Here is a 25498-nt window from a genome sequence, read left to right on the forward strand (position 1 = left end):
GCTAGAGCACCGGAGCCGCCGCCGGGCGGCCGGTGCCGGCTTTCGGCGGTGCGGGTTCTTCGGTCTTCGAAGCGATCGCTTCGAGGTGCAGCACCCGCGGCTTCAGCACTTCCATATAGGTCTCGGAGCGGCCGATATAGATCATCGCCGTATCAGGCAGCGCCGTCAGCAGGTTGGTGAGCGTCGTCTGCCACTCCGGTTCGAGACCTTCGAGCACTTCGTCAAAGACCACCCAGCGCGGCCGCACGAGCAGAAGCCGGGCAAAGCCGATGGCCTTCTGCTCGTCGGAATCCAGCACCTTGTCCCAGCGCGCACGCGTATCGAGACGGCCGATGAGCTGACGCAGCCCGGCCTTCTCCATCGCAGCTTCGATATCTTTGTTCTTGTAGGAACCGGCAGGTTCGGGGAAGCAGAGCGCCTCGCGCAGCGTGCCGCCGGGGATATAGGCGACCTGCGGGATGAACAGCATGTCGTCGGATGGCGGCAGGCCCATCGTGCCGCTGCCGCAGGGCCACAGACCGGCCATTGCCTGGAACAGCAGCTTGCGATTGACGTTGTGATCGCCGTTGATCATCACCTTCTCGCCGGCCTTCAGCGTGACGTCAGGCTCGTGCACACGGAAGCCGCCGCACTGGTCGACTTCTTCGCCGAGCTTTGCGGCGATCGTCACGTTCTTCATCACAAGCCTGTCCGCGGCAGTGTCCTCGTAGGCGATGACATTCTTCGGGTTCATCGCGTCATCCATGTGCTGAAGCGCATGGCGGAAATCGGTGACGCGGTTCAGCGTTGCGCGCCATTCGGCGATCGGGCCGAAATTGGCGACGTACCAGCGCAGCGCCGTGTTGACCTGGTTGAAGGCGCCGACCGACATCATCAGCTCACCGAAGGTCAGGCCGCCGGAGAAATAGGCAGGGGCAGCGACGATGATCGGGATAACGATGACGAGCCAGCCATAGCCGGCAGAGACCCAGGTGAGATTGGTATTCGCCATCGTCAGCCGCTTCAGGACGGCGAGAACGGTGCTGATATCGATATTGATGCGCTGGCGCTCGTTTTCCTCGCCCTTGGCAACGGTGATCGCCGGCATGTTCTCGTTTGCATGCATCAGCGAGAAACGTAGCTCGGCTTCCTTCGAGAAGCGCTCGGCATTGATCGGCACCAGCTTGCGGCCGACGATCTGGCTGAGGATCGATGCCGAGGCGGCATAGAAGACCGCGGCCCAGACCATGTAGCCGGGGATGGCGAAGGAATAGGTGCTGAAGTGGAAGACGAAGCCGCTCGACAGTTCCCAGAGAACGCCGATGAAGCTGACGAGCAGGATGGTGGACTGAATGAGCCCGAGAACGAGGCCGGTGGTGCTTTCCGCCAGGTTTCGGGCGTCTTCATGCAGGCGCTGGTCGGGATTGACGCCGATCAGGCCGCTCGAGGCCAGCCGAAGGGCTCGCTTGCGCTTCAGCCATTGATCGACGAGATCGCGTGTCAGGCCCTCGCGCATGTAGAGCGCGGTCATCTGGTTCAGCCATGCCTGGCCGACATTGAGCAGCAGGAGGGAGCCGGCGATCAGGCCGAAGACCTGCAGCTGGTGGAAGAATTCGGTGACATCGCGCCGCTGCAGCGAATCGTAGAAGGGTGCGTTCCAGCGGTTCAGGACCACCTGGCCATAGGCCGTCGCCAGGATGACGGCGAGCAGAATCGCCGCGAGCGACAGGATCTTGCCGCGCACCTTGGAGGCCCAGAAAGCCTGAAACATCAATTTAAGGCGGTAGCCGAGGCTCAGGTCATATCCGACCCGGTCTTGCCGCTGACCGCCAGCCGCGCCTTTGGCGTCGTCCGTCATCACGCATTCCCGTACAGCATCGCCCCTGATTAACATGGTAGCGCGCACTGTCCATCAACAGATTCTACCAGTCATTAATGCGTGAGTTACCTTGCGCCAAGGCGCCGCATGCGAATCCTCATTGATTCGCGCCGCTGTCAGCGCTATCTAGGAGACCTCGTGGTGATTTGGCCGGCCGGCTTGCAGCCACGTTAAATAAGTCGCTAAAGGGCCGCGTGCGGACCGGTAGCGATTCTTTCGTTGCCGGTTTTTTATTTGCCGGTTGTTCTGTTCGATCGAGTGAATGCGATGCCCATCAAGATTCCTGACACGCTCCCCGCTTTCGAAACCCTCGTTCAGGAGGGGGTTCGGGTGATGACCGAAACGATGGCTATCCGCCAGGATATCCGTCCGCTGCAGATCGGGCTTCTCAATCTCATGCCGAACAAGATCAAGACCGAGGTGCAGATGGCGCGCCTCGTCGGCGCCTCTCCGCTGCAGGTCGAGTTCTCGCTGGTGCGCATCGGCAACCACAAGGCCAAGAACACCTCCGAAGACCATCTGCTCGCCTTCTACCAGACCTGGGAAGAGGTGAAGCACCGCAAATTCGACGGTTTCATCATCACCGGCGCGCCGATAGAGCTGATGCCCTATGAAGACGTCACCTATTGGAAGGAGATGCAGGACATCTTCGAATGGACGCGCACCAACGTGCATTCGACGATGAATGTCTGCTGGGGCGCGATGGCGGCCATCTACCATTTCCATGGGGTGCCGAAGCATGAGCTCGGCGAAAAAGCCTTCGGCGTCTATCGCCACAAGAACCTGAAGCCCTCTTCCGTCTATCTCAACGGTTTCTCCGACAATTTCGAAATCCCGGTCTCCCGCTGGACCGAGGTTCGCCGTGCCGATATCGAAAAGGCATCGGGTCTGGAAATCCTGATGGAATCGAACGAGATGGGCGTCTGCCTGGTTCAGGAAGAAGCGGCCAAGCGGCTCTATATCTTCAATCACGTCGAATATGACTCGACGTCACTGTCGGACGAGTATTTCCGCGACGTGAATGCCGGCGTGCCGATCAAGATGCCGCATAACTATTTCCCGCATAACGATCCAGCCCTTCCGCCGCAGAACCGATGGCGCAGCCACGCGCATCTGCTCTTCGGCAACTGGATCAATGAAATCTACCAGACGACGCCCTACGAGCTCAGCGAGATCGGCACGAAAATCTGAGGGCTTATCAATCTGTTGACGTTGCGCCGCTGGCCTTGATGCCGCGGCGCTTCTTTTTTGCCTTTGGCAGTTGCGGTTCGTGGAAAATGGGGGCAGGTTCGCTGCCGGAAAGCGAACAGATTTCAGGACGATGGATAGATGGCTGAACAGCTGAAGCGGGAAGTTTTCGGAACGACGAAGGATGGCGAGACCGTCTATCGCGTCGAGATCAAGGGCGGCGGTCTGACGGCCAAGATCATGACCTGGGGCGCGGTCATCCAGGATCTGCGGCTCGACGGCCATGAGGCGCCGCTGCTGCTCGGCTTCGACAATTTCGCCGACTATCCGGCCTATTCCTCCTATTTCGGCGCAACGCCCGGCCGCTGCGCCAACCGTATCGGCGGCGGCAAGTTTACGCTCGACGGCAAGGCCCACCAGCTGGAGCTCAACGAGAAGGGTGTCTCGCATCTGCATGGCGGCAGCGACAATATCGCCAAGCGCAACTGGACGATCGTCGAGCATGATGTCGATCGCGTCGTGCTGAAGATCGTCGATCCCGATGGCCGCGCCGGCTATCCGGGCAATTGCACGATCCAGGCGACCTACCGGGTCCATGGCAACGGCGAGTTCTCGATCGTCTATGAATCGACATCGGATCAGCCGACGCTCGCCAATGTCTGCCAGCACGCCTATTTCAATCTCGATGGCCGTGACGATGCACTCGGCCACGACATCATGATCGCCGCCGACCATTATCTGCCGACCGACGAGCGGCAGATCCCGACCGGCGAGCTGCGCCCGGTCGACGGCACCGCTTTCGACTTCCGCGAAATGACCTCGATGAAGCGTTTCGAGGGCTCCGAGCAGGCGCTCTACGACCATAATTTCTGCCTGTCGAAGGATCGTGTCGCCAAGCGCTCGGTCGTTCTGGCGCGCAGCGTCAATTCCGGCGTGTCGCTGGAAGTACGCACGACCGAGCCCGGCGTGCAGTTCTATGCCGGCTTCAAGCTCAATGTCGCGGTGCCGGGTCTCGATGGCCGCAAGTATGGCCCGTTTGCCGGTTTCTGCCTGGAAACGCAGGTCTGGCCCGATGCGATCAATCACGAGGGCTTCCCCAATGCCGTGCTGCGGCCGGGTGAGGCGCTGCGTCAGGAAACGGACTATATCTTCAGCAAGAGCTAAGCCGCTTCAGCATCGCCGTTTTCGAAACCCTCGTGACCCCGTCACGAGGGTTTTGTGTTTTTGGCGTAAATTCATCTTGAAGAGTGGTTCTAGATAGGTTCTAATCACTTTCCATGGATAGAACCAGTCTGATAGCAGAGCTGAATGCGCGCGGACTGCGCGACGAGGCGTCCACCGGCCCGCTTTACAAGCGGCTGGCGCTGGCCTTGACCGGTCTCATTCAGGAAGGGCTGTTGAAGCCCGGCGCGGCATTGCCGGGCGAACGTGATCTTGCCGAAGCGCTGAAGCTCGGCCGTGTCACCGTCAGGACCGCCTATCGCGACCTGATGTCGTCGGGTGCGCTGGAATCGCGCCATGGCAGCGGCACGTTCGTCTCGGCGCGGGTCGAACGCATGGAGCAGCCGCTCTGGCGTCTCTCGTCCTTCTCGGCCGATATGCGCTCGCGCGGCCGCTCACCTGCTGCAAAAATTCTGTCGAGACAGATCAACCAGCCCTCGCCGGAAGAATCCTTTCTCCTAGGTCTCAGTCAGGACGAGCCGGTGCTGCGGCTTGACCGACTGCGCCTAGCCGATGGCCTGCCGCTCGCGATCGAGCGCGCCGTCGTTCCGGTGAAGTTCGTCGGCGAGCATGCCGGTGGCGAGGGATCGCTTTACGATGCGCTGGCTGCCAGCGGACACAAGCCGGTGCGGGCGCTGCAGCGCCTGACGGCGGTGACGCTCGACCCTTCTTCGGCCGCGATGCTGAACGTCAAGGCCGGTGCGCCTGCGCTGCTGATCGAGCGGATTTCCCGCCTCGAAGACCAGCGCGTCGTTGAATATACCCGCTCGCACTATCGTGGCGATGCATATGATTTTGTTGCAGAATTGAGAATTGGAGATGAGCTATGAGTGAGAACAAGTCGCTGATGTTGCAGGAGGCGGGTCAATCGCCGGACGTGGTGGCGACCCTCCTCGAAAAGGAAAAGCCGGGCTTCGCGGAGATCGCCAAACTGTTCTCCTCGGCCCGGCCGAGCGTGGTGACGACGGCAGCGCGCGGGTCCTCCGACCACGCGGCGACCTTCTTCAAATATCTTTTCGAGATCAGCTGCGGCGTACCGGTTGCTTCGGTCGGCCCGTCGATCGCTTCGGTCTATGGCGCGCCGCTGCATCTGAAGGGTGGCATTCACTTCACGGTTTCGCAGTCGGGCGCCAGCCCTGACATCGTCGCCCTGCAGGAAGCAGCCAAGAAGGGTGGCGCAACGACGATCGCCGTCGTCAACGTCACCGACAGTCCGCTCGGCAATCAGGCCGATATCGTGGTTGGCCTGAATGCCGGACCCGAAAAGAGCGTCGCCGCGACCAAGTCGTTCATCGCTTCCGTTGCCGCACTGGCTGGTGTTACCGCTGCAATCGGCGGCAAGGCCGATCTGCAGGCTGCCCTGCAGAAGCTTCCGGAGGCGTTGTCTGCGACTTCCGGCATCGATACGGCCGCCGCCGAAGACGTGCTCTTCAACGCGAGCTCGCTCTATACGGCAGGCCGCGGTCCGGCTTTCGCGATTGCGCTCGAAGCTGCGCTCAAGGCTAAGGAAACCTCCGGCCTGCATGCCGAGGCTTTCTCGCTCGCCGAGCTGATGCACGGCCCGATGCGCCTCGTGCAGCCGGGCTTCCCGATCGTCGCCTTCGCGCCTGACGATGCCGCCTATGCCAATAACGTCCAGGCGCTGGAGCGCCTGCAGAAGCTCGGCGCGACGACAGTTCCGTTCTCGGCGCAGCCGCTTGCCGGCGTCAACCTGCGTGTGCCGACGACCGGCAACGGTCTGCTCGATCCGCTTGTCTCGCTGCTCGTCTACTATCGCCTGATCGAGTCTGTTACCCGCCGCAAGGGTTTTGATCCTGACAAGCCGGCAAACCTGCTCAAGGTCACGGAGACCGTCTGATGTCCCGGAAGATTTTCACCGGCGCGCGCATCTTCGATGGCGAGCGCTTTCATGACGAGCGGGCGCTCATCGTTTCCGATGGGCGCATCGAGACGATCGCTGCGCTCAACGATCTACCCGAAGGCGAGCGGGTCGTGCTCGACGGCGGCGTTCTCTCCGCCGGGTTCATCGACGCGCAGGTGAATGGCGGCGGCGGCCGGATGCTGAATGATGAGCCGTCGGCCGGCTCCATGTATATCATCGCCGACGGTCACCGCCGCTACGGCACGACGGCCCTGCTGCCGACGCTGATCACCGATACGGCCGATGCGACCAAGGCGGCGATCGAGGCGGCCAAGGACGCCGTGAAGACCAACCGCGGCGTCGCCGGTCTGCATCTGGAAGGCCCGCATCTGGCGCCGGCCCGCAAGGGTGCTCATCTCGCCTCGCTGATGCGGCCCGTCGAAGACAGCGACGTCAAGGCGTTCATCGCGGCACGCGAGGCGATCGGTACGCTGCTGGTTACCATGGCGGCGGAGCAGGTTTCCGTGAAGCAGGTGCGGGAACTCGCCGAAGCAGGCGTCACCGTCAGCATCGGCCATTCCGACTGCACCAGCGAACAGGCCGAAGAGCGTTTCGATGCCGGTGCCCGGGGCGTCACGCATCTCTTCAATGCCATGAGCCAGATGGGCCATCGCGCACCTGGCCTCGTCGGCGCGGCGATCGATCATCCGGCGACCTGGTGCGGCGTGATTGCCGATGGTCACCATGTCGATCCCAAGGCTCTGCGCACGGCGCTTCGCGCCAAGCGCGGCGAGGGCAAACTGTTTCTGGTCAGCGATGCGATGTCGCTTGTCGGCTCCGACAAGGACAGCTTCACGCTGAATGGCCGCACGGTCCATCGCGAGAGCGGCAGCTTCTGCTCCAAGGTGGTTCTGGCCGACGGCACGCTGGCCGGCTCGGATGTCGATATGGCCTCCAGCATCCGCTACTGCACGACCTATCTCGACCTGACGCTGGCGGAAGCGTTGAGGATGGCGACACTCTATCCGGCCCGCTTCCTGCGCCTCGAAGGCTACGGACAGCTTCTGCCGGGATACCGCGCCGATGTGGTTCACCTCAACGACAAGACCGAAGTGACGGCGGCCTGGATCTCCGGCGAGAGGAAGTAGCGATGACGGCGATTACCGACGCCTATTTCTCCAACCTGATCGCCCGTCTCGGCAAGCTGCAGTCCGCTCTTGACGATCCGATGCAACAGGCTGCGGCGGCTATTCTGGACGCGGCACGCCATGACCGGCGCGTCTATGTCTTCGGCACCGGCCATTCGCATATGCTGGCCGAAGAGGTCCATTACCGCGCAGGTGGTCTTGCCTTTACCGTGCCTGTTCTCGTCGGTTCCGCAATGCTGCATGAGGGGGCTGTCATCAGCTCGGTCTACGAGCGGACGCAGGGTCTGGTGCGGCCGGTTCTGGAGCGCTACGGCATGCAATCCGGCGACGTGATCATCATCGCGTCAAACTCGGGCGTGAATGCCGCACCGATAGAGGCGGCGGATTACGGCCATGAGATCGGCGCCAAGGTGATCGCCATAACCTCGGTCGAATATTCGAGCGCCATTGCCAACGGCCGCCGCCGCCTGGCCGACGTCGCCGATATCGTCCTCGACAACGGCTTGCCACCCGGCGATGCGGTGATCGAGATCGAAGGCAGCGGCCTGAAGGTCGGCCCGGTTTCGACGGCGATCGGTGTGACGGTTCTCAATGCCATCTTCGCCGAGGTCGCCTCCGAGCTCGCGAAAGCCGGCGATGCGCCTGTCTATCTGAGTGCCAACATGCCAGGTGCCGCCGATGTCAATCAGCGGCTGGTCAGGCGCTACCGGCCGCGCAATCCGCATCTCTGAAACGAAAAAAGCCGGCGTCTCCGCCGGCTTTTTTGTTCGGTCCCTGAGGGCCAATCAGTTCTTGGCGCGCTCGACGTAGGAATTGTCTTCCGTCGCGATGACGACGCGGGTGCCGGCATCGATATGCGGCGGAACCATCGTGCGAACGCCGTTCGAGAGCATTGCCGGCTTGTAGGAAGAAGAAGCCGTCTGGCCCTTGACGACCGGCTCGGTCTCGGTGATCTCCAGCGTGACGTGACGCGGCAGCTCGAGCGCCAGCGGGATGCCTTCGTGAATCGACAAGATGCAGGTCATGCCTTCCTGCAGATAGGCCTTCTGGTCACCCATCGTTTCGACATCGACGACGACCTGGTCATAGGTCTGCGGGTTCATGAAGTGGAAGCCTTCGCCGTCTTCATAGAGGAACTGGAAGTTGACGTCTTCGACGAAAGCGCGCTCGACCTGTTCGGTCGTGCGCCAGCGCTCGGACACCTTCACGCCATCGACGATGCGGCGCATGTCAACCTGCGTGACCGGCGTGCCCTTGCCCGGGTGGAAGTTGTTGGCAGTGAGAACGACGTAGAGCTTGCCTTCCACTTCGAGAACGTTGCCCTTGCGGACGGAGGAGGCGATGACCTTGACCATAAGACTTCCTTGTAACTCAGGCTTCGGCGTCGTAGAGGACTGTCGCAATAGCCCCGGAGACGCGATTGATTTTCCTTTGGGGCGGCAACTAACGTAAAATCCGGTGAAAAGCCAGCCCTCGCGTTGGTCCTTGCAGTGAAGAAGCGGAGAATGACCCTGACGAGCGCCAAAGCCTCGCCCTGGTGGACGCCTGATGTTCATGCGGATCGCCGCCCGTTCCTGATCGGGCGCAATGCGATCCAGGCGGCTCTGCGTCTTTACTTTGCCAAGGAAGACTTCATCGAAGTCGATACATCGGCTCTACAGGTCTCCCCCGGCAACGAGGCGCATCTTCATGCCTTCGCGACCGAAGCGCTGACGACCGACGGGCAGTCCGCACCCTTCTATCTGCACACGTCGCCGGAATTCGCCTGCAAGAAGCTGCTCTCGGCCGGCGAGCAGCGCATTGCCTGTTTCGCGCATGTCTATCGCAACCGCGAGCGCGGGCCGCTGCACCACCCTGAATTCACCATGCTGGAATGGTACCGGGCGGGCGAGAGCTACGAGACGCTGATGATGGACTGCGTGCGGATGGCCGCACTCGCCGCCGAGACCGTCAAGGCATCCAAGCTCACCTATCGCGGCGCCGAGGCCGATCCCTTTGCCGGGCCGGAACGGATTTCCGTTGCCGAGGCTTTCGATCGCTACGCCGGCATCGATCTGCTCGCCTCCGTCGCCACCGATGGTTCGACCGATCGCGAGCATCTGGCGGCCGAGTTGCGCCGCAACGGCCTGCGCGTTGCAGAGGACGATGGCTGGGCCGATCTCTTCAGCCGGGCGCTGGTCGAAAAGATCGAGCCGCATCTCGGCTTCGGCCGCATCACCATTCTCGACGAATATCCGGTTTCGGAAGCTGCATTGGCGCGACCCTCGGCCGGCGATCCCAGGGTTGCCGAGCGCTTCGAGGTCTATGCCTGCGGAGTCGAGCTCGCCAATGGTTTCGGCGAACTGACCAACGCTGCCGAGCAGCGCCGCCGTTTCGAGATCGAGATGGCCGAGAAGGCGCGCATCTATGGCGAGCGCTATCCGCTGGACGAGGATTTTCTCGACGCGTTGCAGATCATGCCGGAGGCAAGCGGTATCGCGCTCGGCTTCGACCGGCTGGTGATGCTGGCGACGGGTGCCACGCGCATTGATCAGGTGCTCTGGGCGCCTGTCGCGGAGTATGGCCGATGAATATCGTCCGGCCGATCAAGAGCGTCGATGACCTGTCGAGCGCCGGCCTGATCGCCGAGGGTGACCGGCTGGCTCTCGAAGAGGTCGCGGCCCGCTATGCGATCGCGCTGACGCCTTCAGTCGCGGCGTTGATCGATCGCGATGATCCGACCGATCCGATCGCGCGCCAGTTCGTACCTGTCGGCGACGAACTGCGGATCCTGCCGGAAGAGCGCGCCGACCCGATCGGCGATATCGCGCATAGCCCTGTCGAAGGCATCGTGCATCGCTATCCAGATCGCGTGCTGTTGAAGGCCGTGCACGTCTGCCCGGTCTATTGCCGCTTCTGCTTCCGCCGCGAGATGGTCGGCCCTCAGGGGCTGGGCACGCTGGAGCCGGAGGCGATGAAGGCCGCCTTTGATTATATCCGCCTGCACGATGAAATCTGGGAAGTCATTATGACGGGTGGTGATCCGCTGATCCTGTCGCCGCGACGCCTCGAAGAGATCATGCGGGAACTGGCGACGATCGATCACGTCAAGATCGTCCGTTTCCATACTCGTGTTCCGGTGGTTGAGCCGCGCAAGATCGATGCGGCGCTGATTGCGGCGCTGAAGGCCAGCGGCAAGACCGTCTACGTCGCACTGCATGCGAACCACCCCCGTGAATTCACCGACGAGGCCCGCGCTGCCTGCGCCCGCCTCGTCGATGCCGGGATCGTCATGATCAGCCAGTCGGTGCTGCTGAAGGGTGTCAACGACGATCCGGCCGTGCTTGCCGACCTGATGAAGCGGTTCGTCGAGAACCGCATCAAGCCCTACTACCTGCATCATCCGGATCTTGCCCCGGGCACCAGTCATTTCCGGCTGTCGATCGAAGAAGGGCAGAAGATCGTCGCCGCCTTGCGCGGGCGCATCTCCGGGCTCTGCCAGCCTGCCTATATTCTCGATATCCCCGGCGGTCACGGCAAGACGGTGATCTCGGAGAGCGGGTTGCGCAAGACGGCGGACGGCTGCTTTTCGGTCTCCGATTATCGTGGCGGCGAGCACGTCTATCCGCCGGTGGGTTGACGGTTTTGCGTTTCATTTCTGCACTGCAGGCTTGAACGCCAATTTCGGGTATTTCGGCAGATCGTTGCCGCAAATCGCTGAAATCAAATATAAAACATCGATCGCTTTCGAATATCCGATAAAACTTTAAGTATGAACCTTGCTCATATTTAACCAGACCAATTAGCGGAATGTTGTTTTTTCCGGCCTAAAAGAACGCTCATGATTTAGGCGATGACTGCCTGCTCAGGATCATGACAATCTTGGAGATGCTAGGATGAACACGACAATCCGCGACCTTATAGCCAAGTTCGGCAAGCTTCCGGTGGCGGTCGACCAGATCGCCGATGATGCCGATCTCTATGCGGCGGGTCTTACGTCCTTCGCCTCCGTGCAGCTGATGCTGGGCATCGAAGAAGCCTTCGACATCGAGTTCCCCGACAATCTGCTCAACCGCAAATCTTTCGCCAGCATTTCGGCGATCGAGAAGACCGTCGATCAGATCAAGGATAGCCGGAAGGTCGCCTGATGAACTTCCAGGTCAAGATTGCCGAAGAGAGTTTTGCGGCACGGGCCGCGCGCGTCGCCGAGATCGCTGCCAAGCACGCCGATACGGTCGATGCGGAAGGCCGCTTCCCGCGCGAAGCTGTCGATGCGATGAAGGCTGAGCGGTTGCTCGGCATCCAGGTCCCCCGCCATCTCGGTGGCGAGGGTGCGACGACGACCGAAATCGCCGAACTCTGCTCCATTCTTGGCCAGGCCTGTGCCGCAAGCGCCATGGTCTTCGCCATGCATCACATCAAGCTTTCGAGCCTGGTGGAACACGGCACTGAAAGCGAATGGCATGCAGGCTTCATGCAGCGGCTTGCTGCCGAACAGCTGCTGATCGCCTCGGCGACGACGGAAGGCGGCATCGGCGGCAACCTGCGCAACAGCATCTGCGCCATCGAGGTCAGCGGCGGCATCTGCCGTCTCGAAAAGGACGCGACCGTCATCTCCTATGGCTCGCATGCCGATGCGATCCTGATTACCTCGCGCAGCAATCCGGAAGCCGCTTCCTCCGACCAGGTTCTGACGGCCTTCACCAAAGATCAGTACACGATCGAGCGGACCCATGTCTGGAACACGCTCGGCATGCGCGGCACCTGCTCGGACGGGTTCCTGTTCAAGGGCGAGGCGCCGGCGGTCCAGATCCTGCCGAAGCCGTTTGCCGAGATCGCGGCGCAGTCGATGCTTGCCTCCTCGCACCTCCTCTGGAGCGGCGTCTGGTATGGTATCGCCGTCGATGCTGTCTCGCGCGCTCAATCCTTCGTGCGTGCTGCTGCGCGCAAATCTCCCGGCGCCCCGCCCCCAGGCGCGCTGCGGCTCGCGGAAGTTTCCAACCTTCTGCAGATGGTCAAGTCCAATGTCGTTGCGGGCCTGAAGGCCTATGAGGACGCCAAGGCCGATCCCGACAAGCTGTCGTCGATGGGCTTTGCCGTTGCCATGAACAACGTGAAGATCGCCTCGTCGGAAACGATCCTCGAGATCGTCAACCACGTCATGCTGATCTGCGGCATCATGGGCTACAAGAATGGCACGCCCTTCAGCGTCGGCCGCCATCTGCGAGACGCGCATTCCGCGCAGCTCATGATCTCGAATGACCGCATCCTCGGCAACACGTCGAGCATGCTTCTCGTCCACAAGCAGGACACTAGCCTACTGGGGTGACTCACATGGATATGCAGACCTCGTTTCTGGACCGGCTTTTCGAATCCGGCCTGCTGATCGATACCGGCGTTGATGGTCTTTATGGCCGCAGCGGCCAGTTCGAAGACGTGATCACCGCCTTCGAGCGGCTGATCGACAAGTTCGGTGGCGCCGATGGCGCGGAGGCCATGCGCTTTCCGCCGGGTATGAACCGGGCGATCTTCGAAAAGAGTGGTTACATGAAGAGCTTCCCGCAGCTGGCCGGTACCGTGCACAGCTTCTGCGGTGCCGAGCTCGATCACATGAACCTGCTGCAATGCATGGAAGTCGGCGACGACTGGACCAAGGGCCAGGAAGCGACCGAAATCGTGCTGACGCCGGCAGCCTGCTATCCGCTCTATCCGACTGTTGCCAAGCGCGGCAATCTGCCGGCAAACGGTGGTCTCTACGATCTGCAGTCCTATTGCTTCCGCCATGAACCTTCCAAGGATCCGGCGCGCCAGCAGCTGTTCCGCATGCGCGAATATGTCTGCATGGGCACGGAGCAGCACGTGACGGAATTCCGCCAGCGCTGGATGGATCGCGGCGTGGAGATGATGAAGCAGGTCGGCCTCGACGTCGTCATCGATGTCGCCAACGACCCGTTCTTCGGCCGCGCCGGCAAGATGATGGTCAACAACCAGCGTGACCAGAATCTCAAGTTCGAGCTGCTGATCCCGATCACCTCGACTGCCAATCCGACGGCCTGCATGAGCTTCAACTATCATCAGGATTCGTTTGGTCTGAAGTGGGGCCTGAACCTCGAAGACGGCAGCGTCGCGCATACGGCCTGCGTCGGCTTCGGTCTTGAACGCATCGCGCTCGCGCTCTTCCATCACCACGGTCTCGACGTGAAGGAATGGCCCGAAAACGTTCGCAAGGCGCTCTGGGGCTGAGATCTCGGATGAACGCCGTCTTTCCAGCCATCCGTCCCGATGGCTACGCCAGGCATGCGCTCCATTCCAGTGAGCGCATGTGGCCTGAAACCAATTGCTACATCGATCTCTGGATCGAAGTGCTGAACGCGCTTCGCCTGCCGCCGGAAGCCATGCTCGGCTTCACGATGACGCAGGATTTCGAGGGCGATCAGTTCACCTTCTTCAAGGTGCCGCTCGAGGATCTCGAAGCGCTGTTCGGCATCCGCGTCAGCGAGCTGGCGATTTTCGATGCGGTGGAAAGCCATATCCAGACGCAGATCGGCCGCGGCCGTCTCTGCTTGATCGAGATGGATTCCTATTTCATGCCCGATACGCAGGGCACCGTCTATCGCACCGAACACGGCAAGACGACGGTGGCGATCAACCGCCTGGACATGGCGGCAAAGCGCGTCGAATACTTCCACAATGCCGGCTTCTTCTCGCTCGAAGGCGAGGATTTCGACGGGCTGTTCCAGCTGCATCTGACCGAATCCGATGCGCCGTTCCTGCCCTATACGGAATTTGCGAAATTTCCGGCGATGCTTCCCGGCGATGCCGATATCCGCAAGGTTTCCGGCGAGCTCTTCCGCAAGCATTTTGCGCGCCGCCCTTCCACAAATCCGATCCGGGCCTTCGCTTCGGTTTTCCCGCAGCAGGTCGAGGCGGTTGCCGAGCGTCCCTTCGGCTTCTTCCACAAATATGCGTTCAACACGTTGCGCCAGTTCGGCGCCAATTTCGAGCTCGCGGCCGATCATCTTGCCTGGCTGGCGCCCGGCCGCTTCGCCGATGCCGAAGCTAGCGCGCGGCAAATTTCCGAGACTGCAAAATCGGTGCAGTTCCAGCTGGCGCGCGCCGTCATCCGCAAGAAATTCGAGCCGTTGCAGACCGCGCTTGATCCGGCTGCCGATGCATGGGATTCCATGATGGCTTCGATTTCCGAGCGGTTGTGACACCGGAGAGTTGAGCATGCGGGGGAGGTTGGCAAGCGTCGCGGCAGAGGAAGTTCTGCTTTCGGAAGGATGGAACCTCGTCCTGACCGAACCGGATGCCTATGCGACGCCGCACGATATTCCGCCGACATCGCAGTTCATCGCCGCACCCGTGCCGGGTACGGTGGCAGCGGCACTCGAAAAGGCCGGATTGTTCGACCGCGAAAATCCGCAGCCGCTGAACACCCGCGATGCTTGGTATGTCTGCCGCCTGTTCGATGCCGAGCCGGGCGACTGGGTACTGCGGCTCGAAGGGCTGGCGACGCTCTGCCATGTCTTCGTCAACGGCAAGGAGATGCTGTTTTCGGAGAGCATGTTCACCGCACACGAGATTCCGGTGACGCTCGCTGGCGGCGATGAGCTCGCGCTTTGCTTCCGCGCCCTGGCGCCGAAGCTTGCCGAACCCGGACCGCGGGCCCGCTGGCGCCCGCAGATGATCACGCCCCCCGGTCTCAAGAATATCCGCACCACCGTGCTCGGCCACATGCCGGGCTGGTGCCCTGAAATTCATGCTGTCGGCCCCTGGCGGGCGATTTCGCTGGTGCGCGGCAGCCCGGTCTCGATCGACAATGTCTCGATCCGCGCGGTTCTCGACGAGGATGGTGCCGGGCGCCTCAGCGTGTCGCTCTATTGCGATGCCGAGGAGCCGGTGCTGCAGCTGCGCTGCGGCGAGCATGAAGCGTCCTTCGAGAAGGTTGGCGACAACCATTATTCGGCGATCCTGAAGATCCCCGACGTGACGGCCTGGTGGCCGCATACGCATGGCACGCCGCATCTCTACGATCTGACGCTTCTCTCCGACGGGATCGCATATCCGCTCGACAAGACCGGTTTCCGGCGGATCGAGCTGGATCGGGGTGTCGATGGCGATGGTTTTGGTCTTGTCATCAACGGCGAGCGGGTGTTCTGCCGCGGGGCGGTCTGGACGACGGCCGATATCGTGCGGCTGCCTGGAGATCGCAGCGCCTACGAGCCGTTCCTGCGGCTTGCGGCGGAAGCCGGTATGAACATGATCCGCATCGGCGGCACGATGGCCTACGAGACGCCGGAGTTTTTCGCGCTGTGCGACGAGCTCGGCCTGCTCGTCTGGCAGGACTTCATGTTCGCCAATTTCGACTATCCGCGAAACGACAAGGCTTTTGCCGGTCATGTCCATACCGAGGTCGAAGGCTTCCTGCATGGCGTTCAGGCGTCGCCGTCGCTTGCCGTGCTCTGCGGCGGCAGCGAGGTGCACCAGCAGGCGGCAATGCTCGGCCTGCCGCGCGAATTCTGGGGCGGCCCTTTCACCGACGAGGTGATTCCAGCGATTGCTTCCCGCCTGCGGCCCGATGTGCCCTATGTGCCGAACTCTCCCTATGGCGGCGCGATGCCGTTTTCGCCGAATGCAGGGGTGACCCACTATTACGGTGTCGGCGCCTATATGCGCCCGCTTGAGGACGCGCGTCGGGCGGATGTGCGTTTTGCCGCCGAGAGCCTCGCCTTCGGACATGTTCCGCAGCAATCGACGCTGCAGCGGCATCTCGATGTTCCCGCCGTCCATAGCCCGCTCTGGAAGGCGCGAGTGCCCCGCGATCGCGGCGCTTCCTGGGATTTCGAGGATGTCCGTGATTTCTATCTCGGCCTTCTCTACGACACTGACCCGGCAAGCCTTCGCCGCGAGAACCCGGAGCGCTATCTCGAGCTCTCCCGCGCCGTCACGGGAGAGGTGCTGACCGAGACCTTTGCCGAATGGCGCCGCACCGGTTCGCGCTGCGACGGTGCGCTTGTCTGGACACTGCAGGACCTGCTCCCCGGCCCGGGCTGGGGCGTGATCGATTCCACGGGTGAGCCCAAGCCGGTCTGGCATGCGATGCGCCGTGCCTTCCAGCCGCTGCAGGTGCTGCTGACCGACGAAGGCACCAACGGGCTCGACATTCACGTCGTCAACGAGACGGCGGACGATCTAGCGGCCGAGCTCGAGATCATCTGCTTCCGTGACGGCCGGCAGCAGGCGGCGAGCGGTAGCCACAGCCTGGCGCTTGCTGCGCGCAGCAAACAGAAGATCGCCGCGACCGAGCTTTTCGGCGCATTCTTCGACACGACCTACGCCTTCCGCTTTGGGCCGCCGTCGCATGACGTCACGGTCGCGCGGCTTCGCTCCGTCGATGGCGAATTGCTGGGCGAAGCGTTTCATTTCCCGCTCGGGCGCGCCAAGGCCTGCCATGACGCCAGCATCGACGTCAGGCTCGTCGAGGATGCCGGTCATTGGGCCGTTGATCTGACGACCGATCGCTTTGCGCAGTCGGTGCATGTCGAAGCTGCCGGTTACCGTCCGTCGGACGACTGGTTCCATCTCGCGCCGGGCATCCAGCGGCGCATTCGTTTGACGCCGATGACGGCAGACGCGGGCGAGCCTCAGGGCGAGGTGCTCTGCGCTGGAAACATGCGCCGGTTTGCCTTCAGCGCCGGTGGTTAAGGACAAGATGTCGATCCGATCGCTTTACCGTGCCTTTCGCTCCCATGTTCTGCAGCGGCTGATCCCGAAATCGCGTGTTGCGTTCGATCCGGCGCGTCCGGTCGAAGTCGCCGGTTATCTCTCGATGATGGCAGGTGTGGGCGAATCGGCGCGGCTCTGTGCCGACGCCCTCGTCTCGGCGGGACGGACGATTTCGCTGCGCGATGTCAGCACGCATGCTGGCGAGGGATCGTCGGTCGAGTGGACGGCGGCTGCGCAGTCTTCGGCGAAGCCCGGCACCCGCATCTGGCACCTCAATCCGCCGATGCTGCCGCGCGCCGTGCTCAGCACCGGTCTCGGCGAATTCGCGCGTGCTTACAATATCGGCTATTGGGCCTGGGAGTTGGAAGTCGTTCCCGCCGAATGGCGCAATGGTGCGCGCTATGTGAATGCCGTCTTCGTACCCTCCGAATTCACCCGCAAGGCGATCGCGCCGTTGACGTCGGCGCCCGTTATCGTCGTGCCGCATCCGGTGACAGAGAAGCCCGCTGCCGACGGCATGCGCGCAAAGTTCGGGATCGAGGACGATGCCTTCCTCGTCAGCTTCATCTTCAGCGCGGGATCGTCTATCAACCGGAAGAACCCGCAGGCGGTGATTGACGCCTTCAAGATTTTCCAGGCGCGCTGCCCGAAGGCATTCCTGCTGATGAAGGGCAGTGGCGATCCGGCGAAGGATGCCGGATTGGCCGCGCTTTATCGCTCCGCCGAGGGCAATAGCCGGATTCGGATCGTCACCGACAAGCTGGCAAGCAGCGAGATCAACGGACTGATCCGCGATTCCGACGCCTACATCTCGCTGCACCGCTCGGAAGGCTTCGGTCTCACCGTTGCCGAGGCGATCATCCACAATACGCCTGTCGTGAGCACGGGCTGGTCGGGCACGGTGGATTTCTGCGATCCGAACAACACCTGGAACGTCGCGCCGTCGCTGATCTCCGTCGTCGATACGCATCCGGAATTTGCGGCACTTGACGGTGCGGTCTGGGCCGATCCATCGCCTGAAATCGCCGCCGGATATCTGGCAGAAATCCATGCCGATCCGGAAGCCGCCAAGGCGAAAGCGGCGCGGGCGAAGCGTTTCCTGATCGCCTATCTCGAGGCCAATACCTACGAGAAAGCGCTGCAAACACTGGCGAGCGCTGACCGTTAACCGAAAACTTCGGGCCTTATTTAACGGTTTCACTTTAGGAATGGCTGAGAAAGCAACGGAACGGGACTGATGTCGAACGGGATCATAGCAAACTCGGTGATGAACGCTGCGGCCGGCATGCTGCTGCTTGCCACCGGCTTCGCCTCGTCGATCATCACCGCGCGCCTGCTCGGCCCCGAGGCGAACGGCATCGTCGCCTTCTCGCTGTGGCTCGTCGTCACCGGCGCTTCGATTGCCGAACTTGGCTCCAGCATCACGCTGCTGAAAACCCTGCCGCAGCTCAGCGCTCAGGGTTATGACAGCAGGAGGCGCATGGGCTTTGCGTCGATCCTCGTCACCTTCATGGTATTCTCGACGGTGGTGCTGCTCGGGCTCTACGCGATCTTCTTCCTGTCGTCGGAGGAGATGCATTGGGCCGAAACCGCGCCGTCAGTGGCACTCGTTACCGGCGCGCTGTTCTTCATTCAGGCGATCGGCTCCTTCGTCAAATTCTACCTGATCGGCGAAAAGCGGCTCGGAGACTTCTTCAAGCTGACGGTTGGCGTGTCGATCCTGCAGCTCGGCGGTGTTGCCATTGGTGCCGTCCTGCATGGCGTCGAGGGGGTGCTGATCGGTTATGCGCTCGGCCAGCTGGTGTTCTTCGTCGCGACCATGCCGATCCTCTTCGCCAAGCGGGACAAATGCGGTATCGCCTTCGGTGCGCTGGCCTCGTCCTCGGTGATCATCTCGACGCAGTTCCTGATCGATTCCGTCTTCATCAATCGCCTCGAACTGCTGTTCCTGCAGCAGTTCTGGTCGGTGGAGATGGTCGGCTATTATGCGATCGGCCTGTCGGTCGCCAATATCGCCCTGCAGCTGCCGATCCAGATGACCGGGAGCTTGTTGCCCTATTATTCCGAGCAGCGCCACAGCAGCAAGGATGCCACGCTTCCCGTCGAAGTCTTCGCCGCCGTCACTCGCAGCATGGCCTATATCATCCTGCCGATGAGCTTCGGGCTTGCCGCCATCTCGGGCGTGCTCGTCGTCAGTGTCTTCGGTGAGGCCTTCCGCCCGAGTGGTCCCGTCGTCATGCTGCTGGCGCTCGCCGCACCCGCCTACACCTTCATGCAGATCCTCAGCCTCTACCTCCTGTCGATGGACCGGGTGCGCGATCGCCTGAAGACCAGTGTGATTGGTGGCCTTGTGATGGTAGGCGGTTGTTTACTCCTGGTGCCTAGTTTTGCGGCGGAAGGTGCGGCACTCGTTCGCATCGGCGTTTTTGTCGTGATGTGCGTGATCATGATCAAACAGACCGGATTTGGCAGTCAGCTGTCGACCCTCTATGTCAGCCTCGCGAAGGTGACGGCTGCCGCAGTCCTCTGCGCACTGGCAGCGCTTGCCGTGCTTGAGGTCTTCCATAATCCAGTTGGGCTCGTCCTCGCGATAATCGCCGGTGGCATTGCCTATCTGCTGGCGCTGAAATTCCTCAAGGTCATTCCGCGGCAGGATGCGCTGGTCATCCGCTCGATCCTCGGCAAGGTTCCCTGGGCATTGCGTGGCCCCGCGCTGAAGGCCGCACAGTTCATCGCGCCGCTGCCACCTGAAAAGGACGGCGAAGCTTCTGACGCAGCGGTTCAGGAGCCCGCGGAAGGTGCCGGCCGCAGCGCTGCATTTCCGGTTGCCTTCGACGGAACGATCGGGCTTTTCATGCCTGAGAATCCTGCCGTCACCAAGCGTTCTTCGGCGGTGCTCTTCGTCAGCCCCTGGGGCTTCGAGGAAATGTGCAGCCGCAAGTTTTATCGCGTGGCCGCCGAGCATCTTTCGGATATCGGCGTTCCCAGCCTGCGTTTCGACTATCTCGGCACCGGCGATGCGCTCGATTTCGGCAGCGAGCCGGCGACGCTGGCAAGCTGGGAGAAATCGATCCGTGCAGCCGCCGAAGAGCTGAAGTCGCTCAGCGGCTGCGACCAGATCATTCTGGCAGCTCAGGGCATCGGCGCAGCACTCGTGCAGCGCATCGGCGCGACGATACCCGGTGTCAGTGGCGTCGCGCTTCTGGCTCCCGTATTGAGCGGCCGCGGGTATCTCCGCGAACTCAACATGTGGGCGAAGATCATTCACGCCGATCTCGGCCTCAGCAAGGAACATGCGCCTGCCGACCAGGTGACGATCGCCGGTCTATTCATGCCGGAAGCGATCGCCGCCGAAATCCGCAAGCTCAATCTGAGCACTCCGGAAAGCATTGCTGCTGCCAAGTATGTTCTCTTCGAACATCCGTCGCGCGCCGGCGATTCCGCCTTTGCCGAAGCCTTGCGGGCCCTTGGCGCCAGCGTCGATGAGAAGGTGTTCGAAGGCTACGAGGAACTGGCGACCAATCCGCTGTTTGCCAAGACGCCGATGGCCGTCGTCGCGGAGCTTGCCCGCTGGATCGAAGCGAACACCGTTCCCGATGCCACTGCAGCCAACTCGGTCGTTCCAGCCGAAAACCAGATCCTGCGCGGTGACGGTTTCGAGGAGATACCGGTTCGCTTTGGTGATCATCATCATCTCGTCGGCGTTCTCAGCCGCCCGATCGGTGAGTCCCAGGGCAATTCGGTGATGTTCCTGACCACCGCCTATGACCGTCATGCCGGCTGGGGCCGGACGATCGTCGATATGGCGCGTGATCTCGCCCGCCAGGGTGTCACGTCGCTGCGCTTCGATTCAGCCAATGTCGGCGACAGCGTTCCGCGCCCGGATGCGCCCGATCAGATTCTCTATTCAGCCACCCAGATCGAAGACGCCGTCTCGGCGCTCGATCTTCTGGAGGCGCATGTGCCGGGGCCGGTCATGGTCGCCGGGCGCTGCAGCGGCGGCTATGTCGCTTTCCGCGCCGGGATTGCCGACGAGCGCCTGAAGGCCGTCGTCTCGATCAATCCCTTCGTCTATTACTGGGATCCGGCGGTCCAGGTTGCCAAGGAGCACGTCGTTTCGGTGCCGCGCAGCGTCGATGACTACAGCCAGCGCCTGATGAATATCGAAACGCTGAAACGGCTGTTCCGCGGCCAGGTCGACGTGAAGGCCGCGTTCCAGAATTTCTTCATCGCCGTCGGCCGCCGCGTCTCCTACCGCTTCGCGCCGCTGATCGAGCTTCTGCCGCACAAGGGTCATGTCGCCCGCGAGGTGAAGCATGCCTTTGCCTCCTTCGGTAAGCGTAATGTGCCGCTGACGCTGATCTACAGCGAAGCCGATGTCGGCCTCGATCACATGTATTTCCACTTCGGCCCGGGTGGCCGCAAGCTGCAGCGCTATCCGAATGTGCGCCTCGTCATGCTTCAGGACGCCGACCATAACCTGACGCCGCTGGAATCGCGCCGGATCGTTCTGGAAGAGATCGCCAAGCTGGCGAAGGCTTAAGCGCTGGCTTTGAAAGCCGGGATGCCGAGCGACCGGTAGAGCTCGATATAGAGCCCGGCGACATGATCCCAGGAATAGGGGCGGGCTGCCGCTATCAACGCTTCACGCATGGCCGTCGGGTTTGCAGAGATCGCATCGAATGCCGCGCCGATCGCATCGGCTGCTGTCCCGGCGTCGCTGAAATCCGTGATCGTCACCGGTGCCTGACGCTCCGCGAGGGCGCGGTAGGCTGCATTGCCGTTTAGAACGGGATAGAGCCCGGCGCTCATGGCCTCTAGTGCGACGAGGCCGAAGCCTTCGTATTCCGAGGCGGAGGCGAAGAGCGAGGCACCCGAGACCAGTGCCCGGATGGCCTCGTTGTCGATGCCGACATGCAGGCCGACCGATTGGTCGAGATTGCGCGCGGTGATTTCGGCGCGCAGATCGCCGGCCTTGAGATCGGATTCCGAGCCGACGATATCGAGATGCCAGGACGTGTCGCGGCCCGTCAGCACCCGCATGGCGTCGAGGAGATGATCCAGACGCTTGTTTACCGAGAAGCGGCCGATGGTGACGATCCGGCGAAGCGGGGTGCGCGATGCGCTATCGGCGAACTTGCCGATATCGACGCCGTTCTCGATCAGCACCGTATTCGGGGCGATCTGCGAGAACTGGGCGATATCCGAGGTGCTGCAGCCGATGACACGGCGGTAATTCATCGCCGACAGCCGCGTCAGCGTCTGGAACCAGACCTTCTTCAGTGCGGCGTATTTCTGCGTATGGAAGAAGCCGCCATGGGTGGTCACCACCATCGGCTTTCGATGCAGGATCCGGCCGATCGCCAGCGCATCGAAGAAGAAGTCGATGGCGTGAACATGCACGAGATCGGCATCGCCGAGATGGCGGAAGACCTGTGGGGCGATCGGGTAGCGCGTGCTGCCGGACCAGGGAATGCGGACGACCTCGATACCGTCGATGGTTTCGCGCGGCGGCAGCTTGCGGTCGCGGGCGGTAAAGAGCGTATCGAGCGTTACGACGCGGACGCGGAAGCTGCGTCTTGCGGTTTCACGCGCCAGATTGGCGACGACGTCTTCGAGGCCGCCGCGGTTCGGCAGGAACTGGCGCACGACATGGACGATCAGCGGCGCGTTTGTCCTCTGCGCATTCGTGGTCATGCCTGCCGTTACTTCCAAAGCAATACTCCTGACCCGCGCGGCCGTACAGCCGGACGAAATACCCGATCGCCTTAAAGCCGGGTTTACGGTGCTGCGCACGGCTGGAAATCTTGCGAAGACGGTTAATCGCCGGACGGCTCAGAAAGCCTTGAAAGTCAGTGTCGTCAGCGAACGGACGATGCCCGGGATATTGGCGATGTTGTCGTTGATGAACTTGCCGATATCCTGGCCTTCTTCGATATAGACCTTCAGCAGCAGATCGTAATCGCCGCTGGTCGAATAGAGCTCAGAAACACGTTCCGTCTGGTAGATGGCGTCGGCGACTTCGTAGGTCTTGCCGGGGGCGCACTGGAGCTGGACGAAAATGGGCTTCATGGGACTTTCCTGCGGATCGGATGCTGTTGGCGCGCATAATGCGCGAAAGCTCTCCCTGGATGCAAGCTCAAGACTTGGCTTCTGCCTCTATCCACTCGCGAAAGGCGGCAAGCGGGGCGTAATCGGCGCGTTCGGAGGGGTAGGCGAGATAGTAGCAGTCGCGGCTTTCGATCTCCCGGTCGATCGCGGCGACGAGATCTCCGCGCTTCAGTTCGTCCTGGATCAGGAAGGTCGGCAGCAAGGCGACGCCGAGGCCGGCGACGGCAGCCTGTGCTGCGGTGGCGAACTGGTCGAACAGCATGCCGTGAAGGCTCTGGAAGGCGACGCCGTTTTCGGCAAACCAGATCTCCCAGGCGTCCGGCCGCGTCGTCAGATGCAGTAGCGGCAGGTCCAGCAGGTCCTCCGGCTTGCTGATCGCATGCTCCCTCAGGAACTGCGGGCTGCAGGCCGGAACCGTCTTCTCCGACATCAGAAAGGTCAGCTCGGCACCCGGCCAGTGCGGGTGACCGAAATGGATCGCGGCATCGATGGCATCGAGGCGGAAATCGAAGGAGGAGAGCCGGGTAACGAGATTGATCGTGACGCCCGGATTTTTGCGCAGGAAGCCTCCCAACCGCGGCGCCAGCCAGCGCGTGCCGAAGGTCGGCAGGATCGCCAGATTGAGCGTGCCGCCATGCGGGTTGGCCCGGAGGTTCAAAGAGGCGCTGGAAATGCGGCGCAACGCTTCCCGGATTTCTCGCGCGTAGCTGTCTCCTGCCAAGGTCAGCCTGACGGTCTGGCGTTCGCGCAGGAACAGTTCGACGCCGAGCTGTTCTTCGAGCGCCTTGATCTGCCGGCTGACGGCGCTCTGGGTGAGGTCCAGCTCGCGAGCTGCGGCGGTGACGCTGCCGGTGCGTGCCACCGCTTCGAAGGCGGCAAGCAGGGAGATCGATGGCAGAAAACGGCGTGATGCGAGCATATCTCATTCCATTTCAGAATGACCTGTTTCCGAAACGTCGATATTCACTCCAATAAGCGCTTTGTAAAGAATGGTTTGCCGCAATTTTGGAATGAACTGGCGCCGTGAAAGCCCTGCCGTCAGACGCTTTCGCAGGCCGTCCGGTAGCGGTAGATTAACCGCGATTTTGCCTTGGGATGGAACGACCGATGTTGAATGATCCGCGCTCGCACGGGCTCTGGGAAAAGACCGCTCCGCAACCGCCTGTCACCGTGCCGCTTCAGGGCGCAGTCGAGGCCGATGTGGTGATCGTCGGCGGCGGCTATACCGGCATCTCTTCCGGCCTGCATCTGGCGGAAGCCCGGACGAAGGTCGTTCTGCTCGAAGCCAAGGAGATCGGCTTCGGCGGCGCCGGCCGCAATGTCGGCCTGATCAATGCCGGCATGTGGGTGATGCCCGACGATCTTCCCGGCGTTCTCGGCGAGGTCTATGGCGAGCGGCTGCTCGATATGCTCGGCAATGCGCCGCGTCTGGTCATGGAGCTGATCGACAAGCATGGGATCGCCTGCGAGCTCGAAAAGAACGGCACGCTGCATTGCGCCGTCGGCGCCGAGGGCCTCAAGGAGATCGAGGACCGGGCGGAGCAATGGGGCAGGCGCGGTGCGCCGGTAACCTTGCTCGACGCGGCGGAAACCGCCCGCCGGATCGGCAGCGACGCCTATGCGGGCGCGCTGCTCGACATGCGCGCCGGCACGCTGCAGCCGCTCGCTTATGCGCGCGGGCTGGCGCATGCTGCCGTCAAGGCCGGCGTCTCGCTGCACACGGCAAGTCCGGTGACCGTCACCGAGCGCAAGGGCGCCAAATGGGTGGTGAAGACGGAAAGGGGGTCTGTTACCGCCGACTGGATCATCGTCGCCACCGACGCTTACAGCACCGGCCCCTGGGAGCAGGTGCGCACCGAGCAGGTCCATCTTCCCTATTTCAATCTCGCCACCACGCCGCTCAGCGACAATCTGCGCAAGTCGATCCTGCCCGGCCGCGAAGGCGTCTGGGATACCAAGGAGATCCTGTCGTCCTTCCGCATGGATCAGGCCGGCCGCCTCGTCTTCGGCAGCGTCGGGGCATTGCGTAATACCGGTATTTCCGTCCACAAGAACTGGGCGAAGCGCTCGCTGCGGAAACTCTTCCCGCAGATCGGCGAGGTCGAGTTCGAATGCGAGTGGTACGGTAAGATCGGCATGACCGACAATGCTCTGCCGCGCTTCCACAAGTTTGCCGAAAACGTCGTCGGTTTTTCGGGCTATAATGGCCGCGGCATTGCGCCGGGCACGGTCTTCGGGCGTACGCTGGCGCAGCATATTCTCGGCCAGATCAGCGAAGCCGAGCTGCCGCTGCCGCTGACCGACCCTCGCGAGCCGGGGTTCCGGGCAATCAAGGAAATGTGGTACGAAGCCGGCGCCCAAGTTGCCCACTTCGCCGATGCACGTTTTTAAGAACAAGAAGGT

The 25498-nt window shown here is 62.0% G+C and carries 21 protein-coding genes and 1 riboswitch; of the genes, 16 read left to right on the top strand and 5 right to left on the bottom strand.

The features are described from left to right. Position 1 precedes the first annotated feature (1 nt). Positions 2-1837: an ABC transporter ATP-binding protein/permease gene (locus F2982_RS10055; protein ID WP_203429959.1), complete on the bottom strand. Its 1836-nt coding sequence runs from the start codon at positions 1835-1837 to the stop codon at positions 2-4. A 149-nt stretch (positions 1838-1986) separates the two neighbouring features. Continuing rightward, a riboswitch (SAM riboswitch) is annotated at positions 1987-2064 on the top strand. Between the two features lie 61 nt (positions 2065-2125). Here F2982_RS10055 and metA point away from each other — a divergent pair. The 6 genes from metA (at position 2126) to F2982_RS10085 (ending at position 8007) form a co-directional block, all read left to right on the top strand. Further along, entirely contained in the window at positions 2126-3049 is a 924-nt protein-coding gene (gene metA, locus F2982_RS10060; protein WP_112718273.1) for a homoserine O-succinyltransferase, read from the top strand. 138 nt (positions 3050-3187) lie between these two features. Beyond that, the gene (locus tag F2982_RS10065; RefSeq protein ID WP_203429960.1) at positions 3188-4210 is read left to right on the top strand and encodes an aldose epimerase family protein; all 1023 of its coding nucleotides are present in this window, start codon (positions 3188-3190) and stop codon (positions 4208-4210) included. Between the two features lie 113 nt (positions 4211-4323). Then, positions 4324-5097: a GntR family transcriptional regulator gene (locus tag F2982_RS10070; protein ID WP_112718277.1), complete on the top strand. Its 774-nt coding sequence runs from the start codon at positions 4324-4326 to the stop codon at positions 5095-5097. Next, positions 5094-6125 (top strand): SIS domain-containing protein, encoded by a 1032-nt coding sequence (locus tag F2982_RS10075; protein ID WP_203429961.1) that lies wholly within the window; start codon positions 5094-5096, stop codon positions 6123-6125. Before F2982_RS10070 ends, F2982_RS10075 begins: the two co-directional genes overlap by 4 nt. After that, complete coding sequence (gene nagA / locus F2982_RS10080; RefSeq protein WP_203429962.1) at positions 6125-7276, top strand: N-acetylglucosamine-6-phosphate deacetylase; 1152 nt, start codon at positions 6125-6127, stop codon at positions 7274-7276. Before F2982_RS10075 ends, nagA begins: the two co-directional genes overlap by 1 nt. Before the next feature lie 2 nt (positions 7277-7278). Next, positions 7279-8007 (top strand): SIS domain-containing protein, encoded by a 729-nt coding sequence (locus F2982_RS10085; protein WP_203429963.1) that lies wholly within the window; start codon positions 7279-7281, stop codon positions 8005-8007. A 54-nt stretch (positions 8008-8061) separates the two neighbouring features. On the opposite strand, the gene efp is transcribed toward F2982_RS10085, so the two are convergent. After that, positions 8062-8631, bottom strand: coding sequence for an elongation factor P (gene efp, locus F2982_RS10090; RefSeq protein WP_112718285.1), 570 nt, complete (start codon positions 8629-8631; stop codon positions 8062-8064). Positions 8632-8781: 150 nt separating this feature from the next. Between efp and epmA the strand changes: the two genes are divergently transcribed. The 9 genes from epmA (at position 8782) to F2982_RS10135 (ending at position 21527) form a co-directional block, all read left to right on the top strand. Next, positions 8782-9846: an EF-P lysine aminoacylase EpmA gene (gene epmA, locus F2982_RS10095; RefSeq protein ID WP_203429964.1), complete on the top strand. Its 1065-nt coding sequence runs from the start codon at positions 8782-8784 to the stop codon at positions 9844-9846. Next, positions 9843-10895 (top strand): lysine-2,3-aminomutase-like protein, encoded by a 1053-nt coding sequence (locus tag F2982_RS10100; RefSeq protein ID WP_203429965.1) that lies wholly within the window; start codon positions 9843-9845, stop codon positions 10893-10895. Before epmA ends, F2982_RS10100 begins: the two co-directional genes overlap by 4 nt. 256 nt (positions 10896-11151) lie before the next feature. Continuing rightward, complete coding sequence (locus tag F2982_RS10105) at positions 11152-11403, top strand: acyl carrier protein (protein ID WP_112718291.1); 252 nt, start codon at positions 11152-11154, stop codon at positions 11401-11403. Then, the gene (locus F2982_RS10110; RefSeq protein ID WP_112718293.1) at positions 11403-12584 is read left to right on the top strand and encodes an acyl-CoA dehydrogenase family protein; all 1182 of its coding nucleotides are present in this window, start codon (positions 11403-11405) and stop codon (positions 12582-12584) included. The genes F2982_RS10105 and F2982_RS10110 overlap by 1 nt, the downstream gene beginning before the upstream one ends. Positions 12585-12589: 5 nt before the next feature. Further along, positions 12590-13498 carry an amino acid--[acyl-carrier-protein] ligase gene (locus F2982_RS10115; RefSeq protein WP_203429966.1) on the top strand — a complete coding sequence of 303 codons (909 nt, stop codon included), beginning with the start codon at positions 12590-12592 and terminating at the stop codon, positions 13496-13498. Positions 13499-13506: 8 nt separating this feature from the next. Next, positions 13507-14469 (top strand): DUF1839 family protein, encoded by a 963-nt coding sequence (locus F2982_RS10120; protein WP_203429967.1) that lies wholly within the window; start codon positions 13507-13509, stop codon positions 14467-14469. Positions 14470-14485: 16 nt separating this feature from the next. After that, the gene (locus F2982_RS10125) at positions 14486-16963 is read left to right on the top strand and encodes a glycoside hydrolase family 2 protein (RefSeq protein ID WP_203429968.1); all 2478 of its coding nucleotides are present in this window, start codon (positions 14486-14488) and stop codon (positions 16961-16963) included. Positions 16964-16976: 13 nt separating this feature from the next. Next, entirely contained in the window at positions 16977-18152 is a 1176-nt protein-coding gene (locus F2982_RS10130; protein WP_203430048.1) for a glycosyltransferase family 4 protein, read from the top strand. A 69-nt stretch (positions 18153-18221) separates the two neighbouring features. After that, positions 18222-21527: a polysaccharide biosynthesis C-terminal domain-containing protein gene (locus F2982_RS10135; protein ID WP_203429969.1), complete on the top strand. Its 3306-nt coding sequence runs from the start codon at positions 18222-18224 to the stop codon at positions 21525-21527. Here F2982_RS10135 and F2982_RS10140 read toward each other — a convergent pair. The 3 genes from F2982_RS10140 to F2982_RS10150 all read right to left on the bottom strand — a co-directional run bounded on the left by F2982_RS10140 (position 21524) and on the right by F2982_RS10150 (position 24014). Continuing rightward, a complete protein-coding gene (locus F2982_RS10140) occupies positions 21524-22681 on the bottom strand; it encodes a glycosyltransferase family 4 protein (protein WP_203429970.1) in 1158 nt (385 codons plus the stop codon). The genes F2982_RS10135 and F2982_RS10140 overlap by 4 nt on opposite strands. A 138-nt stretch (positions 22682-22819) precedes the next feature. Further along, positions 22820-23056 carry an Lrp/AsnC ligand binding domain-containing protein gene (locus F2982_RS10145; RefSeq protein WP_016556708.1) on the bottom strand — a complete coding sequence of 79 codons (237 nt, stop codon included), beginning with the start codon at positions 23054-23056 and terminating at the stop codon, positions 22820-22822. Between the two features lie 67 nt (positions 23057-23123). Further along, positions 23124-24014 carry a LysR family transcriptional regulator gene (locus F2982_RS10150; RefSeq protein ID WP_203429971.1) on the bottom strand — a complete coding sequence of 297 codons (891 nt, stop codon included), beginning with the start codon at positions 24012-24014 and terminating at the stop codon, positions 23124-23126. Between the two features lie 188 nt (positions 24015-24202). Here F2982_RS10150 and F2982_RS10155 point away from each other — a divergent pair, with 188 nt between their 5' ends. After that, positions 24203-25486, top strand: a complete 1284-nt coding sequence (locus F2982_RS10155) for an FAD-binding oxidoreductase (RefSeq protein WP_203429972.1) — start codon at positions 24203-24205, stop codon at positions 25484-25486. The last annotated feature ends 12 nt before the right edge of the window (positions 25487-25498 follow it).

Origin of the sequence: Rhizobium sp. BG4 (genome assembly GCF_016864575.1) — a bacterium.
In the GTDB taxonomy this organism is placed as follows: Bacteria; Pseudomonadota; Alphaproteobacteria; order Rhizobiales; family Rhizobiaceae; genus Rhizobium.